Annotated in this window: 17 protein-coding genes; 8 read left to right on the top strand and 9 right to left on the bottom strand. The window is 70.1% G+C overall.

The window, feature by feature from the left end; translation table 11 throughout:
* Positions 1 to 1757 precede the first annotated feature (1757 nt).
* The 3 genes from ACSNOA_RS14925 to ACSNOA_RS14915 all read right to left on the bottom strand — a co-directional run bounded on the left by ACSNOA_RS14925 (position 1758) and on the right by ACSNOA_RS14915 (position 5952).
* The gene (locus ACSNOA_RS14925; RefSeq protein ID WP_436658822.1) at positions 1758 to 3305 is read right to left on the bottom strand and encodes a PKD domain-containing protein; all 1548 of its coding nucleotides are present in this window, start codon (positions 3303 to 3305) and stop codon (positions 1758 to 1760) included.
* Between the two features lie 1099 nt (positions 3306 to 4404).
* Positions 4405 to 5004 (bottom strand): SMI1/KNR4 family protein, encoded by a 600-nt coding sequence (locus tag ACSNOA_RS14920; protein WP_436658820.1) that lies wholly within the window; start codon positions 5002 to 5004, stop codon positions 4405 to 4407.
* 171 nt (positions 5005 to 5175) lie between these two features.
* The gene (locus tag ACSNOA_RS14915) at positions 5176 to 5952 is read right to left on the bottom strand and encodes a hypothetical protein (RefSeq protein ID WP_436658818.1); all 777 of its coding nucleotides are present in this window, start codon (positions 5950 to 5952) and stop codon (positions 5176 to 5178) included.
* 767 nt (positions 5953 to 6719) lie between these two features.
* On the opposite strand from ACSNOA_RS14915, the gene ACSNOA_RS14910 reads away from it, so the two are divergent.
* A complete protein-coding gene (locus ACSNOA_RS14910) occupies positions 6720 to 6878 on the top strand; it encodes a zinc-binding dehydrogenase (protein ID WP_436662303.1) in 159 nt (52 codons plus the stop codon).
* A gap of 733 nt (positions 6879 to 7611) precedes the next feature.
* Positions 7612 to 9717: a HelD family protein gene (locus ACSNOA_RS14905; protein WP_436658816.1), complete on the top strand. Its 2106-nt coding sequence runs from the start codon at positions 7612 to 7614 to the stop codon at positions 9715 to 9717.
* A gap of 30 nt (positions 9718 to 9747) precedes the next feature.
* Here ACSNOA_RS14905 and ACSNOA_RS14900 read toward each other — a convergent pair whose 3' ends face one another.
* Positions 9748 to 10353, bottom strand: coding sequence for a TetR/AcrR family transcriptional regulator (locus ACSNOA_RS14900; RefSeq protein WP_436658814.1), 606 nt, complete (start codon positions 10351 to 10353; stop codon positions 9748 to 9750).
* 140 nt (positions 10354 to 10493) lie between these two features.
* On the opposite strand from ACSNOA_RS14900, the gene ACSNOA_RS14895 reads away from it, so the two are divergent.
* From ACSNOA_RS14895 to ACSNOA_RS14885, 3 genes are all read left to right on the top strand, one after another.
* Positions 10494 to 11276 carry an alpha/beta hydrolase family protein gene (locus tag ACSNOA_RS14895; protein WP_436658812.1) on the top strand — a complete coding sequence of 261 codons (783 nt, stop codon included), beginning with the start codon at positions 10494 to 10496 and terminating at the stop codon, positions 11274 to 11276.
* Positions 11273 to 12505, top strand: a complete 1233-nt coding sequence (locus ACSNOA_RS14890; protein WP_436658810.1) for a YbfB/YjiJ family MFS transporter — start codon at positions 11273 to 11275, stop codon at positions 12503 to 12505. The genes ACSNOA_RS14895 and ACSNOA_RS14890 overlap by 4 nt, the downstream gene beginning before the upstream one ends.
* A 171-nt stretch (positions 12506 to 12676) precedes the next feature.
* The gene (locus tag ACSNOA_RS14885) at positions 12677 to 13642 is read left to right on the top strand and encodes a helix-turn-helix domain-containing protein (protein ID WP_436658808.1); all 966 of its coding nucleotides are present in this window, start codon (positions 12677 to 12679) and stop codon (positions 13640 to 13642) included.
* Between the two features lie 99 nt (positions 13643 to 13741).
* Here the strand turns inward: ACSNOA_RS14885 and ACSNOA_RS14880 are convergent, their stop codons facing one another.
* Together ACSNOA_RS14880 and ACSNOA_RS14875 are read right to left on the bottom strand one after the other, a co-directional pair.
* A complete protein-coding gene (locus ACSNOA_RS14880) occupies positions 13742 to 17602 on the bottom strand; it encodes a S8 family serine peptidase (RefSeq protein ID WP_436658806.1) in 3861 nt (1286 codons plus the stop codon).
* Positions 17603 to 17762: 160 nt separating this feature from the next.
* Positions 17763 to 18806, bottom strand: a complete 1044-nt coding sequence (locus tag ACSNOA_RS14875) for a CHRD domain-containing protein (protein WP_436658804.1) — start codon at positions 18804 to 18806, stop codon at positions 17763 to 17765.
* A 174-nt stretch (positions 18807 to 18980) separates the two neighbouring features.
* On the opposite strand from ACSNOA_RS14875, the gene ACSNOA_RS14870 reads away from it, so the two are divergent.
* The gene (locus ACSNOA_RS14870; RefSeq protein WP_436658802.1) at positions 18981 to 19466 is read left to right on the top strand and encodes a COG4315 family predicted lipoprotein; all 486 of its coding nucleotides are present in this window, start codon (positions 18981 to 18983) and stop codon (positions 19464 to 19466) included.
* A 62-nt stretch (positions 19467 to 19528) separates the two neighbouring features.
* Here ACSNOA_RS14870 and ACSNOA_RS14865 read toward each other — a convergent pair whose 3' ends face one another.
* Together ACSNOA_RS14865 and ACSNOA_RS14860 are read right to left on the bottom strand one after the other, a co-directional pair.
* Entirely contained in the window at positions 19529 to 21361 is a 1833-nt protein-coding gene (locus tag ACSNOA_RS14865) for a CocE/NonD family hydrolase (protein ID WP_436658800.1), read from the bottom strand.
* A 114-nt stretch (positions 21362 to 21475) separates the two neighbouring features.
* On the bottom strand, positions 21476 to 21868 hold the full coding sequence (locus ACSNOA_RS14860) for a hypothetical protein (protein WP_436658798.1): 393 nt from the start codon (positions 21866 to 21868) through the stop codon (positions 21476 to 21478).
* Positions 21869 to 21955: 87 nt separating this feature from the next.
* Between ACSNOA_RS14860 and sigJ the strand changes: the two genes are divergently transcribed.
* The gene (gene sigJ / locus ACSNOA_RS14855; RefSeq protein WP_436658796.1) at positions 21956 to 22873 is read left to right on the top strand and encodes an RNA polymerase sigma factor SigJ; all 918 of its coding nucleotides are present in this window, start codon (positions 21956 to 21958) and stop codon (positions 22871 to 22873) included.
* Between the two features lie 217 nt (positions 22874 to 23090).
* On the opposite strand, the gene ACSNOA_RS14850 is transcribed toward sigJ, so the two are convergent.
* A complete protein-coding gene (locus ACSNOA_RS14850; RefSeq protein WP_436658794.1) occupies positions 23091 to 23585 on the bottom strand; it encodes an N-acetyltransferase family protein in 495 nt (164 codons plus the stop codon).
* Positions 23586 to 23726: 141 nt separating this feature from the next.
* Between ACSNOA_RS14850 and ACSNOA_RS14845 the strand changes: the two genes are divergently transcribed.
* A complete protein-coding gene (locus tag ACSNOA_RS14845) occupies positions 23727 to 24269 on the top strand; it encodes a GNAT family N-acetyltransferase (protein ID WP_436658792.1) in 543 nt (180 codons plus the stop codon).
* The last annotated feature ends 1 nt before the right edge of the window (position 24270 follow it).

Raw genomic sequence — 24270 nt, 5'->3', positions numbered from 1 at the left:
TTCGGTGGGCGCGGTGGTTCGTGGCGCGCTCGTGGTGCGTTGCGGGGTTGGCTTCGGGCTGGTGCGGGTTGGCGTGGGTTTCGGCGCAACGGTCCGCGTGGGCTTCGGCGTCACGGTCCGCGTCGGCCTCCGGGTTACGGTCGGCGTCTGTTCTGTTGAGCTGGCAGCCGGTGTAGTCGGCTCTGCCGGGGCAGAATAATCGGTCACGCTCTGGGCGGGGGTAGCCGCCGCACCAGGTCGCTTGTCGCCGGTATCAGTCAAGAGCGCAGCGCCGATGCCGCTTCCACAACAGCACAGCATGAGTAGCCCGGTCAGACCCACGAGGGCTTTCTTGCCGCCGGTGATTGGCTGCTTCGGGCCCGTCCGTCCGCCGGGTGCGACCCGGGGTCCGACGGGCGGCGGCTGCACCGGGAGCTGCTGCGTCGGGGCGGCGTAGGACGGCGGCGGCGGCCGCATGGGGTATTGCTGGCCCGGCGGGTGAAACGGCTGCTGGCCCTGCTGCCAGGGGTCCTGCGGCGGCGGGTAGGTCACCGGGGTGAGTTTGCCGGCCGCGTCCATACCCGTCAATCGGCTGGTCACGTAGGACCCTTTACGACGAGCGATCACCCTATCGGGTTGCCTGTTGCCAGTGCGGTCGGCCGCACTGCCGGCCGCCCGTCTGTTCGGCGGGTTGCACACCGCAGCACGCCAGGATCCCCTGGCACCGCCTTCCTGCCTATCCCGGGCGGCGCGGCGCAGACCGCTCGGTTGGTCAGGAGCTGCAAGTGTTGAGCATGCTTTGCAGGGCGGTCTTTTCCCACGGTTGCAGGGTGCGGACGGGCGAGGTCGTTGGCGAAGCTCTGCCGACGGTTGGTGGTCCAGGAGTTGGCCCCGGAGCGCCAGGCCCCGGCCAGGGGCACCACGCAGTCGATGTCGACGTTGGAGGCGGCCGTCCATGTTGCTCCGTAGTAGGAGCTGTACCAGCGGCCCGATGTTGCGGCGCACGGGCTGTCGACGACTACGGAGGTGCCGTCACGCTTGAGGACTTGCTCGCGGGTATTGCAGCTACCGCTGATAGTGATCCAGTGCGGGGACAGGTCCCGTGAGTAGCCGGTGCGTTCCTTGGGTCGCGACCCGCAGCGCGTCCGGGTGTGACTGCGCTGTCGCCTTCGACGGGATGCCGGGCGGAGTCGCCGATGCCGGGCTGGCATCGAGACTGACAACGCCTATTGCGGCTGTCATCGCGATCGCGGCGGCCGCTGCGCGGCTGTGTCGCAGCAGGCGGTGATCGATGACTGCCACGCCGGCCAACGAAACCGACGGGACGCTCCCCGTACCACCCGGTGGTTTCTCGGCGGTCCGGTCGACGGCCGCATCACTCACATTGAGGTCGACGAGTTCGGGCTGCTGCTTGAAGAGATTGTGTTACCTCAGACTGGGGTGTACATCGGCTCCGGCGACGATCCAGCCCCGGTAGGCCATTACCGTTACGTCCGCCATGGCGACGACAGCGACCCGCCAACGTTCCGCTAGGCAGGGCGGGTCGGCCACGACGTGTGACCGCGTGGCACCCTCCGGTGTGGCACGGCCTTGCCGAACAGCCAGCGATGGTCCGACGGCGGCATCGGGGCCGACGACTTCGAACTCCTCAATCCGCCGGACGCCGTTGGTGCCGTCCAGCAGTCAGCCGGTGCCCGCCGGCCGGCGCCGGCTCGGCGACGGCGGGTCATCGGCTGCACGGCATCCGGGGTTGACTGCCTGGGGCCTGGTGGTTCTGATCAGCGCACGGTCACCGGAACGGAGGTGAGGTCGTTGTTGGCCGGAACCGCGTCGCGGTGGTTGAGGATCGTGGCGGTGGCCTTCAACGTGATCCGTTCGGCCGCGGCGTCCTGGCTGGTGATGGTGTAGGCGAAGGAGAATCGGGTGCCGGGTCCGCTGGTGGTGACGGTGACGTCCCTGGTCGATGAGCTCACCTGGCGGTAGCCGTCCGGGGTGCTTCGGGACAGGTCGATTTGGACCTGCTCGGGGTAGCGGTAGCTCTTGACGTAGACAGAGACGTCGATCGTCTGCCCCACGCGGGCGCCGCCCGGAACGGTGAGGCGGGTGATCGCCACATCGTGCGTGGACACGTGGAGAGTCTCCGAGGCCGTGCTGACCCGGCCGTCCACGGTCGTCATCGTCAGCCGAACCTGGTAGTCGCCGTCGGTGGCGTACTGATGCCACGGTCGCTGCTCGGTCGAGGTGGTGCCGTCGCCGAACTCCCACAGCCAGGAGGCGAAGCCGATGAAGAGTGGGTCGTAGGACTGGTCCTGGAAGAGGATGTTGTCGGAGGTGTTGAGGTCGGTGCAGCCCCAGCCGCATCCGGAGTAGATGAACGTCGACTCCGGTTGGGGCGCCACGTCCAAGCCGAAGCGGAAGGTCCCGGTGCCGTACACGCCGGAGGCCTGGAAGTAGTACGTTTGTCCGGCCTGGGCGTGGAACGTTGCCGGCCGGTAGTAAGCCTGGATGCTGCATCCGACCTGGGTGAGGTTCGCCGGGCTGTCACCCGTGTACACGGCTATGCCCACGTAGGATTCGTTCGCCGTGGCCATCAGCCACTGGTCGGCCGTGGCCGTGTACGAGTACCAGATCGAGTTGTCCGCGGTGAAGCAGGTGGTCGGCTCGCCCTGTTCGGTGCCGGTGCCGCCGAGGTTCTGGATGTCGGAGTACGGCACGGCGGTGACCGGTGTGGCGGCAGCGAAGGCGTCGTTCGGGGTGGGCGGGGTCAGTGAGACGGAAAACGTCAGGGTGGCGCCCCCGGACAGGTCATAGCCACAGCAGACGGCGACCATGAAGTGGTACGTCGTCCCGGCGGTTGCCGCGACGCTGACCTGTGATTGCCAGGTGCCGGCGGAGTCGTCCCTGCACGCCAGCATCGTGAGCGAACCCTCGGTCCCGGTCCATCCGGACAGCACCGTGTCGTAACTGCTGCCGAATGTGTCGGCGATGATGATGCCGTCCGTGGCGGGCGTGTAGCTGAACCAGACCGACGCGGTGCTGGCGCAGTCGGCCGGGTCGCTGTCGGCGCGGGTGGCGGTCGAAACATCCTGCGTGGTGGTATACGGAACGCTGGCGATCACCGTGGCGCCGGAAAAGTCGTCGTTGGCGGCGGCTGCGTAGGCGGCCGTCGGTCCGACGACGGCCGCAGCGGCGGCCAGCACTATGACGGCCAGCCGTCGGATATGACGTGTCACCCTGCCTCCGCGGAATGTCCACCGTGAGCATCCGGAGATGCAGATCCCCCGATGTGTGGGCCTGACGATATCGCCGATGCTCGAGGCGCGCATAGGAAGCAGCCTCGTAACACGCGCCCCGGTTACCGTCCGGCGCGAATACCGACATCCGCCCGAAAAAACAAAAAACGCCTGCTCCAGGCTGACGAATGGGTCGAGCGGTGTACCGCGACCGGCGCCCTGCGGCCGCACCCTGAGCAGGGCAGAGTCGGGGCTGTGGAGGCTCCCCTGTCACTCCCCCACAATCTTCAGGCACGCACATCTCTGCAGGTCAGGAAGCCGTCGGGGGCCGCCGTGCGATCGGTCATGCGATTAGCTCCGCATCGTGACGTGTCGGGGCAGCCGTGACATCACCGTGCGCGACAAGTTCCGTAAAGCATTGGCGATCTCCGGGTCACGCCCGTCGACAGCGTGCAGATACCGGCGAGCTGCCGTCATGGACGAGTGCCCGAGTCGCCTCATCAGGTCAGCCAGGGTCGTGCCGGTCTGGCGGCGAGGGTCTGTCCGGTGTGCCGCAGGTCGTGGCAGGTGAGTCACCGAGGCCGACTTGCTTCCGCGCCCGGACGAACGCTTGATACAAGGCGTTGCCCCGCACCAGCAGCACCTGGCCGCCATCCTCATCCTCGCAATCAACCCGCAGGCAGGATCAGCCGGACCACTTGCGGGCCTCGATTTAGCCACATGGCTCGGCACGGGTGCCGACAATGAGAAAATGACAGCGCAGAGGTATCTGAAGAGGCAACCAGCCGTTCCTCTTCGTCGTGCTCCTAAGAGGCAACAAGCCGTGAAGCGTCGTCGTATGCCATGGCCACTGATGGCGGGGCTGCTTGCGGCGGGAGGTGCGGCGGGAGCGGCCGGAGCCGAGGCGGTGCGGCGCCTCAGAGGCGCGAGGCGCACCAGACCCGGCGGAGCCGGGGCGACGGGTGACGTCTTCCAGCCCAGTCCGTCCGTCGATGCTGCCCGGACCGTCAACCCCGAAGGAGCTACCCAGCGCTGGCCCCAGGGAAGGTGAAGCAGAGTCTCCCCTCCGGCGTCGAACCGGGAGCCTTCCCGATTTTCAATCGGCGATTTGCGTCCGCCACTTGCACCAGCCGCGCCAGCCCGGCTCATACCGCCGCCCAATGGCCGTGACCAGCAAGCTCTGACAGCCGCCCTAGTTCCACCGCAGCGCGCCGCCTTCGACGATCTCAGTCCGCCTCGGGTCGTCGAGCTGGTCGGCGGTATCGGCGAGCATGGCTGCTGTCCCGGCCCAGTCCGTCTCGACATAGCCTTCCTCCGCCCACCACGCCATGATGCAGCCATGGCGCGCACCATCGCGGAGGTCGACCACGAGCACGTCACCGGCTAGGTCCCGGCAGATCGGGACGGTGGCGGTGCAGAACCCGACCGAGGGCTCGCCGGCCGCTGTGGCATGAGCACCGCCCGGGCCGCAGCAGTCCTGGTCGGCGAACCGTGAGAGGCTGGCGAACCATTCGCGTACCTCGGCTACGGACAGCGGCAGGTGATGCGAGGGGATTGGGAACCCGGCCGCGTAGTTGGCGTCGGCGATGCCGTCCATCAGCCGCCACCAGGCGAGCAGGTCAGCCGGCAGGAAACGACCCACAGCCTCTTGGGTGCGGCGGACCTCCGCAGCGCCCGCGGGTGGGCGGATCGCCGCCGCGGTCACCGGCGCGTGCCGCGACAACCAGGTAATGATCCGCCGCCACGATCTCTCGACCGGTATATGCATTCCGCGCACGATAGTTCCTGCCATGGAGCTACGAAGCCATCGCCAACGTCGCCGGAGCCAGCCGGCAGCCCACGGGGTTCGCGCAGGCGGTAGCGGACCGCCAAGCCCACCTGGCAGCCGCCGATCACCACCACGTCACGGGTCGCCGCCCGCATGTGGTGGCAAGGACGTCTCCTGCCACCACATGCCTACGGTTCAGCGATGATCACCGCTTTCGAGTCGGTGGCTGCGAAGCACGCGCACGGTGGTGCTGAGTATGATCGGCGCGTCGTCGGGGCCTCTGAGAAAGGGGCTGATGTAGACGGGTCGGCGTAGTGATCTGCCCGGCCCGTACGGCTGGTTGCGCCAATGCCCGGAGACCCAGAACCGGCTGCGGTAGCCACTTTCCGGGTCGTCGGCAGTCGGTTCGGTCCGCGGTGGCGTGCGGGTGGCCTGGTGGGCGCGGATGCGGACGATCCGCACCTCTTGCGCAGGCCGGTTGGTGCGGGCGTAGCGCTTGCGGAGGGCTTTGCCGACGTCTGCTTCGGTGATGTCGGCGGCCTTCTGTGCGACGAGCAACCAGGTGGCCACCAGTGCCGCCGCGGGATGGCCACCACTGGGCAGCGTCTGCGTCTCGTGTACGTGGGCAGCGCGTATGGGGGCGAGCCAGCCGACCTGTTCGCGCAGGCGCTGCAGGGGTGTCGCGTCGAGGCCGCCGCCGATCGTGCGGTATTTCACGAGCTGCCAACCGTCGTCGCTGCTGGTCCAGGAGACCGCCGTTATCTGCTGCGGTGTGATCGGCCGGGACCAGACCACCAAGCCGTCCGTCGCCGGTATGAGGTCGCGGCTGATGGTGACGTCGGGGAGGTGCGCTGCGGCGTGTTCGGCAAGGTCGGTGAAGTGGCTCTCGATCCAGAACAGGCAGGCTCGGTCGAGCCCTGCGGCGATCTTCGGCCGGGCGTCGCCGAGAGCGAGGGCCGTGGGGGGAGGCATCCGCGGGCCCTCGACCGCTCCCCCGCCCACCGCGCAGCGCCGTGTAAGGCGACGGCGAGTAGAGCGGGACCACCGTCACATCCTCACGGATTCGTCCGTGCGGCAGCGTCTGCAGTGCCACGAGCTCGTCCAGCGTCGTGTTCGGATGGGCGGGTGGCAACGGCAGGAAGTCCGCCATCCAGGGGGACGAGATCATGCGCGCCACGACGGTCGCAGTCACTCTGTTGAGATAGCGGTGGGCCGACGGACGAGCCGTCGTGCGCCAGGCTCGTGCGTCACGTCGGGGCCTTCCGTGACGGCTGCCGGCGGATCGGCGTACGGCCGGGTCCTCTACCGGCACGAGCTGCCGGACGCCACGTCGGCTCGTCCCTGTCCGACCGACGTGGCGCGTCTACAGGCCACCGGAGACGTCGCGGTGTTCAACTGCGATCGCCGCTGATGGCCAAGGCGCGGTGCAGCGCCACGGCTGCTGCGCGATCACCGCGCAACTCGACCCATGACCCGGCTACGGCCTGTGTCGAAGTCGGTCAGAGCCATCCGTCGATGGCGGCGACGCGCGCAGTCCGGCGAGGATGAGGTCGGCGAGCTTGCCGATCACTTGGGCGCTTGTCGTCGGGGGCAGTCGCCGTAGTGAAGCGATGGCGATGTGCTCGAGCTGACCGGCGGCCCGGCAGCCGTGGTGAGCCTGGCCGATTCCACCGCCCCCGAGCACGGCGTCCGCCTGTCGATGGGACAACTGGCCCGCTGAGCCCGACGGCCGGCACGGCCTGCCTACCGCAGCCGAGCTGTTCACTCAGGGCCGGTTCACGGTGCGGATCGAGGCCGTCTTTCCGGTCCAGAAGGCGACCGACGCGCACGAGACGGCCGAGCACGGATCCCACCGCGGGAAGATCGTCCTGAGCGTCAACGACGCGCAGGACGTCTAGGGGCTGTGCCCGTTTGCGTTTCCCACCAAAACGTCGCCATGATCAAACATCACCGTCGTCATCGTCATCGGGTGCTTCCGGGTGCCCGTGCTGCCGATGTCCTCAGGTAACCCGATGGCTCGAGCAGATCGACCATCAAACGCATCGTCCCGGTGGGCTAACAACTCCTGACCCTTTCACCGTCAAAGTCGGCGTCAAGAGCTGATGGCGCGGGTCATGGCCTTGGTGCGTAACTGCCGGCGATAGCAGTCGGTAAGCCGCCCGGCGGCGCGGAGTTTGCCGAGCAGGACCTCATGCAGTCGTTGCCACACGCCGGCGTCGTTCCTGTCCCGCAGCCTGTGCCCAGCGGGTCATCCCCTGAGCCAGCCGAAGGGCAGGCGCGCGAGCAGTCTCACCATCGGCATTCAGATCAGATAAGGATCGAACTGTCAATGAAGAATCACGATGGGGTGAGGCCACAATCGACCCGGAACGGCAAGGAATTGAGATGCCCATCTCTGCCGACGGAGTTCCTGGGCGACGAGGGGAAATCGCCTCTATGCTTGCCGCCGCTGCGGCTCATCCGGGCCAGCGGAAACACCGATACAGGGGCTTGCGAATGCGCCGGAATTCTGCTCTGAACGACGGCACTGGTGACGTCAGCGACGTAACACCGGGCGGCGAACCGTCGACCTCCACCGCAGAGGACGTCGCGCGCCGATCCGCGGTCGCCGAGGAACAGGAGTTTCTCGACGTGGCCACGGCCCGGCGCGACAGACTGATCGACCACCTAGAGGCCGAGCTTTCGTCGAAGGCCCTGGACTCGTTGGAACGGGCCCGGCAGCGCATGCTCCGCCAGCAGTACGAGGAGCTCCGGCGAGCACGGGAAGGGCTGGTCTTCGGCCGCCTCGACGGCCTCGATGGCACCGTGCGACACGTGGGCCGTGTCGGTCTCCGCGACGACGGCGAGGACAGCGAGCCACTGCTGGTGGACTGGCGCGCGCCCGCAGCGCGACCGTTCTACACCGCGACGGCCGTCGACCCACAAGGTCAGGCACGGAGGCGTCACATACGCACGGCGGGGTCGGTCGTCGTCGGCGTGGACGACGAGCCACTGGACGGGACCATAACGGCGGAACTCGTCGGTGAAGGCGCCCTCCTGGCCGCCCTGGACCAGCGGCGCACCGGCCGCATGTCGACGGCGATCTCCACGCTGCAACGCGAACAGGACGACATCATCCGGGCCGAGGCGACCGGCCCGTTGATCGTTCAGGGCGGTCCCGGCACCGGCAAGACCGTCGTTGCCCTGCACCGCGTCGCCTACCTGCTGTTCGCCCACCCGAAGATGGCCGACCAGGCGGTCCTCGTCCTCGGCCCCTCGCCGCGGTTCCTCCAGTACATCGCCCAGGTGCTGCCCGCGCTCGGTGAGACCGCCGTCGTCTCGGCGACCTGCGACACCCTGCTGCCCGGGATCCGCGTGGGCCGCGACGAGAGCCGGCTCGTCGCCGAGATCAAGGGCCGCGCCCTCTGGCAAACCGCGCTCGAAAACTACGTCACGTCGCTGCTCCCCCGCCCCCGTGAGCTGAAGCTGCGCTGGGAGGGCGAGTTCTACGTCATCGCAGCCGCAACGGTGGCACAGGCACTCGCCTCGGCGGTGCAGGGACGCCCGTACCACCGCGCCCGCGCGGCGTTCGCCGAGCAGCTGCACCACCTCCTTGCCGAAGCCGTCGTCGAGCAGCGCGAGGCCCTCATGAACGAGATGGAGGAGGGGTTCGAGGACATCCTCGCCCGCGTCGACAGGAGCATGCAGCATGACCACCACCTCGACAGGAGGTCCACCGGCAGTGACGTCGACGGGTTGCTCTCCGAGGAGGAGATAGAGAGCCTCCGTTCTCGCATAGCCGGGAACGCCAGCATCGCCCGGTTCGTCGAGGCATGGTGGCCCACCCTCGACGCCGAGACCCTGCTGTGTGATCTCCTGACCGACCGCACCCTGCTGGCCCGGTTCGCCCCGCAGATGTCCCCGGAGGAGATCACCGCCGTCTCGGCCGAGGCCGCCCCGTGGGCATCGAGCGACATCCCCCTGCTCGACGCCCTCGCCGACCTGCTGGGCGAGGTCGAAGCCCCGCAACCACAGGGCGAGTTCGTCGCCGACCACGCCCGCCGGCAGCGCGGCTGGGTGTACGGCCACGTCGTCATCGACGAGGCACAGGAGCTGTCCGAGATGCAGTGGCAGATGGTCCTGCGCCGCTGTCCCAGTCGCTCCATCACGGCGGTCGGCGACATCGACCAGGCGGAGGCAGCGCACCGGCACACCAGCTGGGCACAGGCGGTGCACGCTGCTTTCGGAGACCGCTGGACCGCCGCGGAACTGACCATCTGCTACCGGACCCCGCGTGAGGTCATGGACCTCACCGAATCGGTCTTGCAGAAAGCTGGCAGCCACAACGCGCCGCCGCGGGCGGTACGCTCCTCCGGCATCGCCCCCTGGGCGCTCACGACCACACCCGGCGAGCTCGCCGGCGCCGCCGTCCAAGCCGTGCGACAGCTGCAGCAACGCTGGCAGGGCGGCACGGTCGGCGTCATCGCCCCCGCAGCCCGCATCGCCGAGCTCCGAGCCGCGCTGGACGACGTGTCGGTGCTCACCGCGACCCAGTCCAAGGGACTGGAGTGGGACGCGACGCTGCTCATCGACCCCCACGGCATCGCGGCCGAACCGCGCGGCTGGAACGGCCTCTACGTCGCGCTCACCCGGTGCACCCAGGAACTCAGACAGCTGATACTCGAACAGCAGTCGCCACACGGAAGGACAGGATCTCCGGGCCGCCCGGCGGGAGACGGGGGCTGGATCGCGGTTTAGCGTCTCGACATCGCACGTCCGCAACCCGCATCAGGGGTGGTTGGCACCGCGACGCTTGGTCGCGCTGCTCAGGAGGGCCAGGGCCGCCTCCCGGGCGTCGTCGGCGGCGCCGGCGCCTCCATGGTGGTCGGCGACCACGATCGCGCCTTCCAGGAGCAGGAGGAGCTGCCGCCCCAGAGCGGCGGGGTCCGCGGCTCCGGCTCGGGTGGCGATCCCGGTGAGCATGTCCAGGTGGCGGCCGAGATGGCGGGCCGCGATGGTGCTGGCCGGAGTGGTGTGGTGCTGGGTGGCGGCGTTGACGATCGCGCAGCCACGGAAGCCGGGCTCGTTGAACCAGACAGCGAGGGCGTCGAAGACGGCGGCGAGTTGGGCGGCCGGCTCGTCGCCCGCGTCGGCGGCAGCCCGGGCCAGCCAGCGCGTGACGCGGTCACTGCGGGCTTCCAGGACGGCACGAACGAGCCCGTCCTTCGACCCGAAGTGGCGGTACAGCGTCTCCTTGGAGATGCCCGCCTCGGCGCACAGCTCCGCGATGCCCACGCCGTCGAGACCGCGCGCATAGAGGACGCTCTCCGCGGTGCGCAGGACCGCCGCGCGGGTGCGGTCCGGATCGAGGCTGCTGCCTTTGGGAACGGGCACGGATAAATGGTACCAGTCGGTTCGATGTCCTGCTAACCTCCCGATCGAACCGGTCGGTTCTATCTGAGGAGTAGTCTGTGTCGGATCCCCTCGTCACCGATCCCGTCCCTGCACAGGGACCTGCCGCGCGCACAGTGCCCGTGACCTTTCGGAGCGCGGGCACCACGCTGCTGGGCGTCCTGCACCTGCCGCCGGGCCCCGGCCCGCACCCCGTCGTCGTCCTGCTGCACGGCTTCCCCGGAAACGAGCGGAACTTCGACCTCGCGCAGGCGTTGCGTCGGGCCGGATACGCGACGCTCGTGTTCCACTACCGCGGCTCATGGGGGATGGACGGCTCCTGGTCGTGGGCGCACATGCTGGAGGACTCCGCTCGCGTGGTCGCCCGCCTGCGCGAGCCGGAGGCAGTCACCGCCCACGCTCTCGACCCGCGCCGGCTGGCCGTCATCGGCCACAGCGCGGGCGGCTTCGCCGCGCTGATGACCGCGGCCGCCGATCCGGGCGTGGCCGCGGTCGGTTCGGTGGCCGGCTTCGACTTCGGGACGGCCGCCGCCGCCTGCCGGAGCGACCCGGCCGTGCGGGACGCCTACCTCGAAGACTGGGCGGGCGAACTGCTCCCCCTGCGCGGCACCAGCGCGCCGGCGCTCGTCACCGAGATGGAGGCGGCAGGGGACTCGTGGAGCCTCGCCCGTCTCGCGCCGCGGCTGGCCACCCGCCCCGTGCTGCTGATCGGCACCGACCGCGACACCGTCACCCCCGCCGGCATCCACCACCGGCCACTGGTGGACGCCTACCTCGCCCACCCCGTTGCGGACCTCGAGCACCACGTCTTCCACACCGACCACGCCCTGTCCGACCATCGGGTCGCCCTCGCCCGTACGGTCCTCGCCTTCCTGGACAGGCACCTGAGAGACGCCTCCCGATGAACCGGATCCCGATCCCTGCGGAGGCGGGTTCTGGCGTCCGGCAGGCTCCCGGGTACCGGTGGACCGCCGTACGACTGGCCCTCGGAACCGCGTCGGCCCTGGGGATCTCCCGCTTCGCCTACGGCCTGCTCCTGCCGGCCATGCGAACCGATCTGCACTGGAGCCTTGCGCAAGCCGGTGCGCTCACGACCGCCAACAGCGCCGGATACCTTCTGGGTGCGGCGCTTGCCGGCATCGCGGCGCGGCGATGGAGGCCGACAGTCACCTTCCGCCTGGGCATGGTGATCACCGCCCTGGCCCTGGCCGCCACCGCGGTGAGCAGCGCATACCTGGCGCTGCTCACCGCACGTACGGCGGCAGGCATCGGCGGCGCCCTGGTCTTCGTAGCGGGAGGTGTGATCGCTTCGCGCCGCGCCGCCGCCGTGCGCTCGCCGGCCCCGATCACGATCTACTTCTCCGGCGCCGGGCTGGGCGTCGCCGTCAGTGGCGCATCCCTTCCAGGCCTGATGGCGCACGCCCCGCACGACTGGCCGATGGCCTGGATCGGCCTGGCCGCCTTCGCCGTCCTGGCCACCGCCGCCAGCTGGACCGCCGCAGACGTCGACGGACCCGAGCTCCAGGCGTCCGCGGGCCGACGCAGGGTACGGCGCCTGTGGCGCACCGCCGTCGCCTACCTGCTCTTCGCAGGCGGCTACATCGCCTACGTCACCTTCCTCTCAGCCGCCCTGAGTCAGGAACACACGCCCACCTGGCAGATCAGCATGCTGTGGACCCTGCTGGGGATCAGCGCCATGGCCGCACCGCGCGTGTGGGACCCTCTGATCGGCAGCTGGCCCCCGGCCCGCGTCCTCACCGCGCTGTTGGCTCTCCTCGCCGCCGCGAGCATCCTCCCCCTCGTCAGTTCGTCAAAAGCCGTCCTCGCCGTCTCGGTCCTGACCTACGGCGCCACCTTCATGACCGTTCCGGCCGCCGTCACCACTACCATCCGCGGCGCGACGCGCCCCGAGGACTGGACACCCACCCTCTCCGCATTCACCACGGTCTTCGCCGCCGGCCAGACCGTCGGCCCGTGGGCGGCCGGGGCCATCGCCGACCACACCTCGGCCGGCGCCACGCTTGCCTGGACCGCTGCCCTGTGCGCCTCAGCCGCACTCGTCGCGGCAACCCAGCGGCCGAGAACCCCTGCGCTGGACAACTCCACCACCCGCACGACAGGCGTGGATCAATGACAAGGCCGGACCGGAGTGCGATCCCGGTCCGGAACACCCACGACAACCACCACCGTCCGCACGCGGACAGCGGACTGGTCGGAACCCCTTGACGCTCCTGCTGGGATCGCTTCAAGATCAACCCAGCGGCCCACAGCACCGGTGGGGCAGTCCGAGTCGATGTGGTGGACAGTGCTGAGCGCATTCGGTTTGACCGAGCTGGAAGAGAAGATCTACCTGGCCCTGGTCGGCGGCCGCCCGAGCACCACGACGGAACTCGCGAAACGCTTCGCCACCGATGCCGACGACCCGGTGGCGGCGCTCGACTCGCTCGCTCGCTGCGGCCTCGTACGCGTGGTCGCCGACCAGGCGTGGGCGACGCCGCCCGACCTGGCCATCGACTCCCTGCTGACCCAGCGCATCCGCGAGCTTCAGGAGGCGCGGATCGACCTGCGGGAGTGGCTGCGGCAGCAGCGCGCGGCGGAGCCGACGGACCCGGGCGTCCAGATGGTCGTGGGTGTGACGGCGATACTGCAGACGTTCGACCAGTTCCTGCGCGGCGCTGAGGAGGAGGTGCTCGGTTTCGAGCGTCCGCCGTACGCTGCCGACTTCTCGGACAACCCGGCGGAGCTGGAACTGCTGGGTCGGGGCGTACGCTTCCGCGTGGTCTACGACCGGCGCGGCCTGGAGCGGCCGGGTGCCTCGACCCACATCGGCCGGTTCATCGCCGCGGGCGAGCAGGCCCGCGTCGCGACCGACCTACCCGCGAAGCTGGCGGTGGCCGACCGGCGGATGGCGCTGCTCTCCTTCCCGTCCCGGGACGACACCGTCGAGCCCTGGGCGCTGGTGGTACGCGGCGCTACCTGGGTCGAGGTGCTCGTGGCGCTCTTCACCGAGATCTGGGAGCGGGCCACGCCGCTGCGCCTCGCCCCGGCCACCACGGTGCTCGACGACGCCGGCCGCTGGACGGTGCCGACGCCGACCGACCGGCAGATCCTGTCCCTGCTGATGACGGGGCTGCCGGACAAGGCGGTCGCCTCCCAGTTGGGCATCTCGATGCGTACCGTGCAACGGCGACTGCGGCAGCTCATGGATGTCAGCGGCAGCGCCACCCGCATGCAGCTCGGCTGGTTCGTCGCCCGCAACAACTGGCTCTGACACCGGGCCTCGAACCGTCCCGCCGCGGGTCGGCGGGACGGTTCTCGACGTCCGGGTTCGGGCCCCGCTTCCCGGCGAGCGTCCAGCGGGGCCCGGTGGTCACCCGGTGACCGTTACCGAGACGGTGACCGGCGTGGCCGACTTCTTCGCACCGTTGTTGCTGATCAGCAGCGTGGCAACGTACGTCCCCGGGGCCAGGCCGGTGGTGTCGACCGTGACGGTCACCTCGGCCTTCTCCCCCGGCGCCACCGCACCGGCGGTCCCGGCGGTCAGCCACGGCACGTCGCTGTACGCGGGCAGCGAGCCGTCGACGTGGTAGACCGTGCTGCTGAAGGGCTGGTTCCGGTAGGCCACCGTCCAGAGGTTGCCCTGTTCGTCGATGTCGAGCCCGGCGCCGCTGATTGGGTTCGGGTCGGGGTCGGGCACCGAGGCGAGCGCCCGGCAGGTGTCCGGTTCCATCGCCCAGATCGACTCGTCACGGTCCTGGTTGATGCCCCACAACACGTTGTGTTCCTCGTTGAGCGCCAGCCCGGTCATCCACGGGACGGGTGGGGTGCACTCCCCGAGCACGGCACCGGGCTGCGGGTGCGACAGGCCGGCGATGTGCCGGATGGCCCCGTCGCCGCTGAGGTAGAAGGTGTCGTCCGAGGCGCGGTAGGCCAGCCCGTAGTAGAGCTTGCCGGCCCACGGCCCGGTGATCGTCTCCTTGACCTCCAGCGTGTCCGGGTCGAAGCAGACGATCGGCAGGTCCCCGATGAACGACATCTTCGGCGCGCACATGAGGTCACGCGTGGCCACGTACGCCATGTCCGAGGGCCAGCCACCGATGTCCAGCACACCCTTGCCCTGCGACGTGCCGTCGACGGAGAAGCGCTGCAGCTGCCCGAACAGGTACGAGTTCGACACGATCAGCTCCCCGTTGCGGTAGCCGACGCCGAAGGCGTAGTAGAGGTCCTTGACGGGGAAGGAGCTGAGTACCTTGCCGGGCACGCCGGCCGGCGGTTTCGGCGAGTCGATCTCCCGGGCCAGCCAGGTGGCCGGCAGGTCACCCCTGTTGGTGAGGGTCACCGTCGCGGTCCGGGTCTGTCCCGGGCGGGCGCTCACCGACACCTTGCTCTTGTTGGCGAGCAGCAGCGGCGTACGCAGCGCGGCGTCGTGCGTGACCACCCTGCGCTCGACCACGGTGACGGTGGCCGGCGGCAGGTCGTAATCGGGCTGCAACGCGGTCACGGTGACGGGCCCGGCCGGCGCCTCCAGCTGGTAGAAACCGTTCTCGTCGGTGGTCGAGGTGATCGGCTGCCGCGCGTCCGGCGACTCGACCCGCACGGTCGCGCCCGCCAGGGGCTGGCGGTCGTTGGCGTCGCGTACCGTGCCGCGCAGCAGACCCCGGCCCGGCACCTGGAACACGATCGAGGTGTCCTCGTCGAGCACCGCCTCGTCCCGCGAGTACGTCAACGCGTTGGTGCCGCTGGCGTCCTCGATGCCGACCGTCGCCGAGCCGCCGGCCGCAGCCGAACCGGTGCCGAGCCTGCGGTACCGGATGGCGACGGCGCCGTTCTCGCCGAGCCGCACCTGGAGGTCGACCCGGGCCTTCGGGTCGCTCTTCAGCGCGGCCCGGGTCCAGCTCACCACGAACTGCCGGTTCGTCCCCGACCCGGTGGCCTTCGTCCGCACGGTCGAGGCGTGGTCGAGGACCAGGTCGTCCCAGAACGCGTAGACCGCCGGCGCCGACACGGCCGGAGCGGGCAGCGGGCCGTTGGCGCCGACCGAGGTGCCGGCGTCGGAGCCGAAGGTCAGGTAGCCGTCTGTGTGCACGGTGATCCGGTCGTACGTGGTGCCGTAGAACGTCATCGGGAACGGCAGGTCGAGGCCCTTGCTCGCGGTGTCGCCGGTGAGGGCGAGCACGCTGCCGCCGTTGTCCCACGTGGCGGCGGCGACGCCGGCGGCGTAGCCGTGCCGGTCGGTCTTGGCGGCGAGCGCCACGTCCACCGTCTCCGGACCGTCGACCGTCAGCGCGACCGTCTCCGGGGCCAGCCACCGCCCGTACTCGACCAGCAGGACGTAGTCGGCCTCGGGCAGCATCCCCGAGTAACGCCCCTCGGCGTCGGTGACGAACCCGGGGAAGGACTCGTCGGCGAGCGTCAAGCGGGCGCCGCCGACCGGCTTGCCGGTCGGGTCGGTGACCCTGCCCTGCACCGGCTGCCACGGCGCGGCCTCGGAGAGGTCCAGGGTCAGGTTCACCGTGCCGCTCTGCGACACGGTGATCGTCCGCCGCTGGGTCCGCTGCCCGAAGTAGATCGCCGTCAGCGTGTACTCACCGGCCGGGACCCGGCCGAGCTGTACGGCGCCTCGTGCGTCGGTGCGGGCGGTCCGGGTGACCAGGTCGGACGTCAGGGTGACCCGCGACCCGGCCAGCGGGTGACCGTCGCGCTCGGCGTGCACCACGACGCCGCCGAGCTGCGCCGCCGACGCCTGCGTCACCAGGTCGTACGCGTCCAGCCGACCCTCGCCGTAGACGTTGTTGTCGGCCGCGGTGCCGCCGCACTGTGGGTCGTCGACGTCGTGCGCGGTGCGGTCCAGCAGTTCGCGGGTGGTCACCACGTCGCGGCGCAGGTTCGGCACCGCCGACCAGGCCAGCGCGACCGCGCCCGCGACGTGCGGCGCGGCCATCGACGTGCCGTCCATGTAGCCGTACTCGCCGCCGGGCAGGGTGGAGATGATCTGCTCGCCGGGGGCGGTGATGTCCGGCCGGACCGCGCCGTCCCGTCCCGGCCCGCGGCTGGAGAACTCGGTGATCAGGCCGTCCGGGCCGGTCGCGCCGACCGCGTACGTCTGCGGGTTGGTGGCGGGGTGGCCCGCCGAGCCGCACGGCTCCGGTGCCTGCTCCGCCTCGTTGCCGACCGCGAAGACCGGGAAGATGCCGGCGGCCACCCAGGAGTCGACGATCGTGTCGTACATGTGCGGGTCACCGCCGGTGCCGCCCCAGGAGTTGTTCACGATGTCCGGCGACAGCTCCGGACGCGGGTTCTCGCCGTTGTGGTCGGTCGGCGCGAGCATCCACTGGCCGGCCGCCAGCAGCGACGTGTCGGTGCAGTAGGTGAGTTCGCAGCCCTTCGCCGCGATCCAGCGAGCACCCGGCGCCACGCCGGTGACGTGCCCGGCGCCGTCGTCGCCGACCATCGAGCCGACGGTGTGCGTGCCGTGCCCGGCGTTGTCGCAGGGCTCCTCGGACATGCAGAACCCGGTCGGGTCGTACCAGTTGTAGTCGTGGGTGAAGGTGCCGTCACCGTTGTTGCCCCGGTACTGGCGAACCAGCGACGGGTGGTCGTACTGCACCCCGGAGTCGACGCTGCCCACGACGACGCCCTCGCCGCGGGTGCCGTACTCGCGCCACACCTTGTCGGCACCGACCGCGGCGAGGTTCCACGGCAGCGGCGTCTCGGCGTCCGCGCCGGCCGTCTTGACCGGCTCCTCCAACGTCGTCACACCCACCGCGGTGATCCGGGCGACGTCCGATCGGCCGGCCAGCTCGGTGAGCAGATCCAGATCACCGGTCACCTCGATGACGTTCGCGATCCAGAACGGGGTGAAGTCGGCGTGCCGGTCCCGCAGGAGCGTGCGCAGGCCGCGCTGCGTCTGTTCCGCGTGCGCGACCTTGGTCTGGTAGACCCGGGTGGTCCGCGCCACCCGTCCGGCCCGGCCACCGGCCGCGCGCTCGACACGGTCGAGTTCCGCGGCGTCCAGTTCGGCCTCGTCGGCCAGATCGACGATGAAGCTGGTGGGGGTCCCGGCGCGGACGGTGGCGAGCACCTGCGGGTCCACCTTGCGCAGCGGCTGCACGGTGCCGCCCGTGGGCGTCGGCGCGGCCGCGGCGGCGCCGGGGGGCAGTGCGAACAACGCCACCATCGCCGCGGCAATCGCGGTCGTCGCGCGGCGTGTTCCGTATTTCGATCTGCGCATGTATTCCTCCTCCGGCGGCCACCGGGGAAAGATCGGCAGCGCCGTCGGAGATTCTGGGGCGATCGAAGGTCGGTTGGACGGCATGATCACTGGCGGAGCTCGGACATGGCGGAACCCCGCCATGTCCGGATGGCCCGCGACACCAACGCAGGGGTGACGGTTACCGTCGGTTGAAGAGCTGACCGCGTACGGCGCCGCCGGGCAGGTCGGCGGTGTGCAGGTTGGCGTAGTAGTCGGACGAATGCTTGGCGATGTCCTTGACCAGCGCGGAGTCGAGGCCGGTGGCGGTACCGGAGATGGCCACGATCGTGGCGGGGACCGCGGTGCCGAACAGCGGGACGACCACCGGGCCGTTGGTGCCGAACCGCCCCTTGTGAAGGTGGCCGAGAGTCGGCGTGATGGCCACCCAGGCGAACGAGTAGTCGACCTGGGTGTTGCGGGCCTTCACGAAGGCGACCGCTCGTCCCGTCGCATCGCCGACGGCGGGCCCGTCGGCGACCGGGACCTCCTGGTCACCGGAGAGGAACGCCTTCTCCATCGCCCCGTTCTTCAGCAGACCGAGCAGGTCGGTGGGCCGGGCAAGCCTGCTCAGCTGGCCGCGTACCGCGCCGGCGGGGAACTCCTCGGTGTGCAGGTTGAGGTAGAAGTTGCCGGGATCGGCGCGGATCGCGTCGGCGGTGGCCGGGTCGTCGACGGTCAGGACGCCGGAGGCCGCGGTCGCCGTGTCCGGCATCGGGGTGGCGAACAGCGACACCTTGACCGGGCCGTTGACCTCGGCGCTCCCCTCGTGGATGTGACCCACCGTCGGCGCGCTGATGTCCTTCCAGGAGAGAGCGAACGTGACCCGGTCGCCCTGCACCCGGACGAGGCCGGTGGCGCGGCCGTCGAGGTCGCCGACGATCCGCCCCGCCCCCGCCGGCTGCCCCGGTACCTGCACCGCGTTGCGGCCGTTCATCTCGGCAGCGAAGTAGACCGGCTTGAGCCTGGCTCGTTGGATGGCGGCCGACCTGTCCGGCGCGGCGGCCGGCGCGCCGTGCCCCATGCCGGCCATGTCATGGCCCATCGGTGACGTCGCGGTGCTCGGGTGCGTGCCAGCCGACGGTGTGCCAGCCGACGGTGTGGCCGCCGTCGCCTGGCTGCCCGCCACCGCGGCGAGAGCCACACCGAGCGCCAGGCTCGACACGGCGCGAAGCAGAGCTCGCATGGGCGCGTCCTTTCGACAAGTAGGTGCCGTGCGGGTCTGCGTGGCACGACTCATCGCGGACACGAGCCGACGAGGGATTCGGTTCACGATCAATTTCGACGTGCGAGGTGAACCGCGGGAGGCGATCACTCGTGTAGACGGCGACTCCACGTCGACGGCTCGAAGGAGACTCCCGTGCGTACTCCGATGATCATCTTCGGAGTGGCTCTGATCGCCACCACCGCCGCCTGCGGCAGCACATCCGGACCCGCCGACCAGGGCGCGCCAGCCACCACGGACAGCCGGAGCGCCCAGGCCCAGAACGCGGTACGTGTCCAGGTGGAGAAGTCGAGCCTCGGGCCCATCCTGACCGACCAGAACGGCCGGACCCTGTACGCGTTCCTCAACGACAAGGGCGTCGCCAGCAGCTGCGTCGACGATTGCATCGCCACCTGGCCAGCTCTGGTCAGCCGCGAGCCCGCCACGACGGGGACGGGCGCCAGCCGGGAGCTGCTCTCGCAGACGGATCGGGCGGAGGGAACCGTCCAGGCCACGTACGCCGGCTGGCCCCTCTACTACTACGTCGGGGACGTCGGCCCCGGGGACGTCGACGGGCAGGGCGTCGACGACGTGTGGTTCGCCGTCGGCCCCGACGGGAAGCTCGTCAAGACGACGCCCTGAGGGCGCGACGGCGACGGGCCGCCCGGCACCCGCTCGACGGCGGGCACCGGGCAGCCCCTCGGTCAGCCGTGCCGGGAGAGCCGCAGCGGGAAGGTGCCGCGGCCGACGTCGCTGAGCGTGGTGGTGTTCGCCGCCAGGTACGAGTCCAGGTACGGCGAGCGGTCACCGTGGGTCGGCACGTCGTACCGCGGGTTCTGCACGTCCAGGTTGAGCCGGGCGTCGGAGACCTTGATCGTGTGGCCCGAGGGCACGTCCCGCCACCTGTTGGAGTCGATGGTCCCGATCTGGACCCCGAGCTGGTGCCCACGCTTGAAGGTCCAGTCGGTCGACTTCAGGTCGAAGGAGAGCCGTCCGCCGCGTTCGATCAGCGCGACGTTCTCGTCGAACATGGTCGCCGTGCCGTCCGGAGCGACGTCCCACAGGCGCACCATCACGTTTCCGCTCGTGCTCGCGCGGAGCGTGATGCTCGGCGTACCGGTGATCCGCAGCGTCTGCGAGGCGGGCGTCGACCAGGTCCAGAAGCTGGACGTGGCGGCGGCGCCCTGCGTGGCGGCGTCCTTCTCGGCACGCGAGAGCGCCTCGGTCCGCGGCGCCCGCTCCATGTCCCACCGGCCCTGGTCCACCGCGGTGCGCTCCGCGGTCGCCGCGGCGGCGGCACCGCCGTCGTCGACGTACCGACCGCTGGAGAGCCGAGCGTCGTACGACGTCGCGACCAGCGGCCAGGTCTTCTGCGCGCGCCAGTTGCCGAGGTTGTCCTCGACGACGTACGCCGGATCGGTCACCGACGGGTGGGCGCCGCGGAGGTACGTGTCGTAGAACCGCATCACCTCGTCGAACCAACCCGCGCGACCCATCTGCAACCGGCCGTCGCCGTCGGTGTCGTTGCCCCGCACGTGGTCCCACTGGCCGAGCCAACCGCGCTCCGGGCCACGGTGGTTGGCCAGGTACTCGTCCATGTCCTCGGGCTTGGTGTTGGACTCGATGAAGCCCTGGGTCACGAACAACGGCGTGCGGGTGCCGGCGGCGTCCCGCGCGAGGTTCCTGGCCCTCCAGTACGCGGAACCGGCGTCGGGGTTGGTGTTGTTGGTGATGTTGTCGCTCAAGCACTCCGGGTGGCTCGTCTCGTAGAGCGCGTTCGCCCGGTACCGGTCGCTGTCGTCGGCCATCGGAGGCAGCGTCGCGATCGAGTTGTACGCCGCCGGCGTGCCCGTGACGTTGGGGCGCGGCACCCTGTTGCTGAACAGGTAGTTGTACATGTCCCAGACGGGCTCCTGGGCGACGACGGCCTTCAGGGCGCTCATCCGGAGGTTGTTGCCCACCAGGCCCGTGACGGCGTCGTAGGACTTGCCGTACATGCCGACCCTGCCGTTGGACCACGGCTGGCTGGCCGACCACGCGATCGCCGCTCGGACGTCGGCCTGTTCGCCGGGGCCGACCCAGTCCAGGCACCCGGTGCTGCCGCCGAAGCCGCGCAGGTCGACCATCACGAAGGTGTAGCCCCGCGCCATCAGGTCGGCGCCGTCGACGAAGTCCTGGAAACGCGCCGACGGCCCGACCCGGTCCCACCCCTCCGGACCGGTCTGCCCGGCGTGCGCGAAGTAGGGGCCTATCGAGAGGATCACCGGCGTCCTCACGTTCGCCGGCAGGTGTGCCGGGCGCAGCACGTCGGCGTGCAGCTCGACGCCGCTGCCGTCCGAGGACGGGAAGTACGCCTCCGTCCACGCGGCCCCCTCGGGGACCCGCGGGTTGTCCTCGTGGGTGATCGGATCGCCAGCTGTCGCGGCCACCGTCCCGGCTGCCTGTGCCGCCGCGGGCAGTCCGCCGGCGGTAAGGGTCGTGATGATGGCCAGTGCGCCGGCCGCCGTAACGGCCGACACCTTCCTGCCAAGGTTCATCCCTGCTCCCCTGAGATCAGATCCAGGCGACGCTCCGCCTGGTTGCCTAGCCGAGCGTAATGACGATGGTCGTTCTTGTCTCCCCTCGACACTCGCCCCTCGACCGCCACGCCCTCATCGACCGCGGTGCCCGACCAGCGCCAACACACTCAGACCGAACATCAGGACGCCCAGGGGAAGATGGACCGACGGGACGTGCGCGATGCCGAGCACCACCTGGATCGAGGCGAGGACGAGGAATCCCGACGCATGCCAGACCGGGCGGGCAGAGCCACCGCCCGGCTTCCACGCCAGCACCGCCGCGAGCACGTACAGCATCGACGCCCCGTACATCACGCGGGCTCCGACACTGTGCAGCGTCTCGCCGTAGGACGAGGTCAGCAGCAGTCCGGCGGAGACCGCCTGGAGGAAGATGGTCAGCGTCTGCAGGACGATCGCGATCTGCAGGAACGAGGAGCCGCGCCGTCCGTCCGCCGTCGCCGTCGTCGCCGTCACCTGAGTGGCCATGTCACAGTCCCCTTGCGTAGGTCGTTAAGGTCTCACCAGCCCGACGACGTGGGGTTGCGAAAGGTAAGGCGAGGGGCGGCCGGAGGCATGGGAACTGTCCAGACCAGCCCGGACGAGATCGCCGGCGAGCGACGCCAACTGGTCAACGTCGCCTACCGGTTGCTCGGCTCGGTGACCGAGGCCGAGGACGCCGTACAGGAGGCGTACGCGCGCTGGTACGGACTGCCTCGGTGCCGGCAGGAGGAGATCCGGTCCCCGGGCGCCTGGTTGACGACGGTCACCAGCCGTATCTGCCTGGACCTGCTCACCTCGGCGCGGGTCCGCCGCGAACGCTATGTGGGCGCGTGGCTGCCCGAGCCGCTGCCCGACCGCGGCGAGTGGAACCACGCCGACGGCGTCCGCCCCACCGGCCCTGTGGACCCCGCCGACCAGATCGTCCTGGACGAGTCGGTGGGCATGGCCTTCCTTGTCGTGCTGGAGTCGATGACGCCCGCCGAGCGGGTGGCGTACGTCCTGCACGACGTCTTCCGGTACCCGTTCGCGGAGGTCGCCGACGTCCTCGCCCGGACCCCCGCGGCCTGCAAGCAACTGGCGGCCTCCGCCCGGCGGCGGGTGAGCCTCCCGCGCGGTCCGGTGACGACGACCGGACAGGCCGCCGTGGTGCGGCGCATCAGAGCGGCTTGGGAGAGCAAGGACATCGGGGCCCTCGTCGGGCTCCTCGACCCGGCCGCCGTGATGACCGCCGACGGCGGCGGCATGGCCGGAACCGTCCTGCGCCCGATCGAGGGCGGCGAGCGCATCGCCCAGTACATGGTCGCCATCGCCGACAGGGCCCCGGGGATGGAACTCCTGGAGCGGTCGGTCAACGGTGCGCCGGGCCTGGTGGCCCAGCGCGGCGGCGTCGTCATGACGGTGGCGTCCTTCGACGTCTCGGACGGGCGAGTCGCCCGGATCTGGGTGGTCCGCAACCCGGAGAAGCTGCGGCCGTGGGTGCGGGAGAGCTAGGCGGTCCTCTCGATCTTGGAGTGGTTGATCGTTGGCGATGCGCCGGTGGTGCGTCGTGCTGAGTTGGCCGATGAAGCGTGGGCGGTGATCGCGCTGCTACCAGAGCGGGGCGGTGCGCGGGCTGGCAATCCGTTAGACCAAACGGGCATCCCTCTACCGATCCGGCCTTATCCGCGTCGCCGCCATCATCCGGCTCCGATGACGGCCACCGCGGCCGCTAGTCCACGCTCTTACCGAGGGACAGACCGGCGTGGGTGTAGCCGTACCGGCTATAGAAGCGCACTGCATCGACGTTGCGGTGGTAGATGCCAGCCGACAGGTACGTGATCCCCCGCTCGCCTGCCCACCGTTCGGCCGCCGCCAGCAACGCTGATCCCACCCCGAGCCCTCTGGCACCGGGCAGCACGACCGTGTGGACCTGGGCAGAGGGTTCAGGACGCAGGATCTGATGGTCCGGCGGATCGGAATGCCGCAGCACTTCGACCATCCCGACCACCTGGCCGTCATGCCTCTCAGCGACGAGGACGGCATCCCGCCCGGCCTCGTCGGCCAGCACGGCCGCGAAGTGGCGCACTACCGCGTCACGCTGTGGAACGCGGTAGGTGGCAGCGTCGAGAGCAAGGTGCGCCTCAGCATTGGCCAGGCGCAACTCCACCAACGAACCGACATCCGCCAAGCTCGCTGGCCGAACCGTCAGCCGTGTCTCCTGCATCATCCCGATCCTAGGGTCGAGGCAGCCACTCGAGCACCCCGACCATCATCGACAGGACAGGCCTGGGCACTGTCTCTTCGGCCGGCCGCTGCTGCGTGTTATCGGTTGCCGCCGGCCAGCCGGGTCGGGTAGGAAGCTCGCATGCTACGAGGCAACACGATCGGGCTGCGGGCCCGGCACGCGGACGACATCCCGGTCCTGCTCGCCGAGCTCTACGACGACGTGGTCAACTCGTCGCGGGCCGAGAGCCGGCCGTGGCGGCCGATCACGCCCGGCTCGAAGGACCCGCGGCTCGTGGTGGACGACACGGAGCAGGGGCACGTCCCGTTCTCCGTGGTGGAGTTGGACGGCGGCACGCTGGTCGGCACGGCGACGCTGTGGGGCATCGACAGCCACCACCGGTCCGCGCACATCGGGCTGGGGCTGCGGCCGTCGTTCCGGGGCAAGGGCTACGGGACGGACGTGGTCGCGGTGCTGTGTTACTACGGTTTCGTCGTACGCGGCCTGCAGCGGCTGCAGATCGAGACGCTGGCGGACAACACCGCCATGCTGCGCTCCGCCGAGCGTAACGGCTTCGTCCGCGAGGGTGTGCTGCGCTCCTCGGCCTGGGTCCTGGGCGAGTTCATGGACGAGGTGCTGCTCGGGCTCCTCGTCCAGGACTGGAAGGGGGACCCGAGGAGCTAGC

It is taken from the genome of Micromonospora sp. URMC 103 (assembly GCF_051386435.1).
Taxonomy (GTDB): Bacteria; Actinomycetota; Actinomycetes; order Mycobacteriales; family Micromonosporaceae; genus Micromonospora.
The sequence above is the reverse complement of the archived record's forward strand: the minus strand, read 5'-3'. Positions and strand labels throughout refer to the sequence as shown.

Excerpts from the sequence above, each read along its gene's own strand:
- ACSNOA_RS14925 (WP_436658822.1), bottom strand. The coding sequence starts at position 3,305 with ATGCGCGCCTCGAGCATCGGCGATATCGTCAGGCCCACACATCGGGGG.
- ACSNOA_RS14920 (WP_436658820.1), bottom strand. The coding sequence starts at position 5,004 with ATGGCAGGAACTATCGTGCGCGGAATGCATATACCGGTCGAGAGATCG.
- ACSNOA_RS14915 (WP_436658818.1), bottom strand. The coding sequence starts at position 5,952 with ATGCCTCCCCCCACGGCCCTCGCTCTCGGCGACGCCCGGCCGAAGATC.
- ACSNOA_RS14890 (WP_436658810.1), top strand. The coding sequence starts at position 11,273 with ATGAACCGGATCCCGATCCCTGCGGAGGCGGGTTCTGGCGTCCGGCAG.
- ACSNOA_RS14880 (WP_436658806.1), bottom strand. The coding sequence starts at position 17,602 with ATGCGCAGATCGAAATACGGAACACGCCGCGCGACGACCGCGATTGCC.
- ACSNOA_RS14875 (WP_436658804.1), bottom strand. The coding sequence starts at position 18,806 with ATGCGAGCTCTGCTTCGCGCCGTGTCGAGCCTGGCGCTCGGTGTGGCT.
- ACSNOA_RS14865 (WP_436658800.1), bottom strand. The coding sequence starts at position 21,361 with ATGAACCTTGGCAGGAAGGTGTCGGCCGTTACGGCGGCCGGCGCACTG.
- ACSNOA_RS14860 (WP_436658798.1), bottom strand. The coding sequence starts at position 21,868 with ATGGCCACTCAGGTGACGGCGACGACGGCGACGGCGGACGGACGGCGC.
- sigJ (WP_436658796.1), top strand. The coding sequence starts at position 21,956 with ATGGGAACTGTCCAGACCAGCCCGGACGAGATCGCCGGCGAGCGACGC.
- ACSNOA_RS14850 (WP_436658794.1), bottom strand. The coding sequence starts at position 23,585 with ATGCAGGAGACACGGCTGACGGTTCGGCCAGCGAGCTTGGCGGATGTC.
- ACSNOA_RS14845 (WP_436658792.1), top strand. The coding sequence starts at position 23,727 with ATGCTACGAGGCAACACGATCGGGCTGCGGGCCCGGCACGCGGACGAC.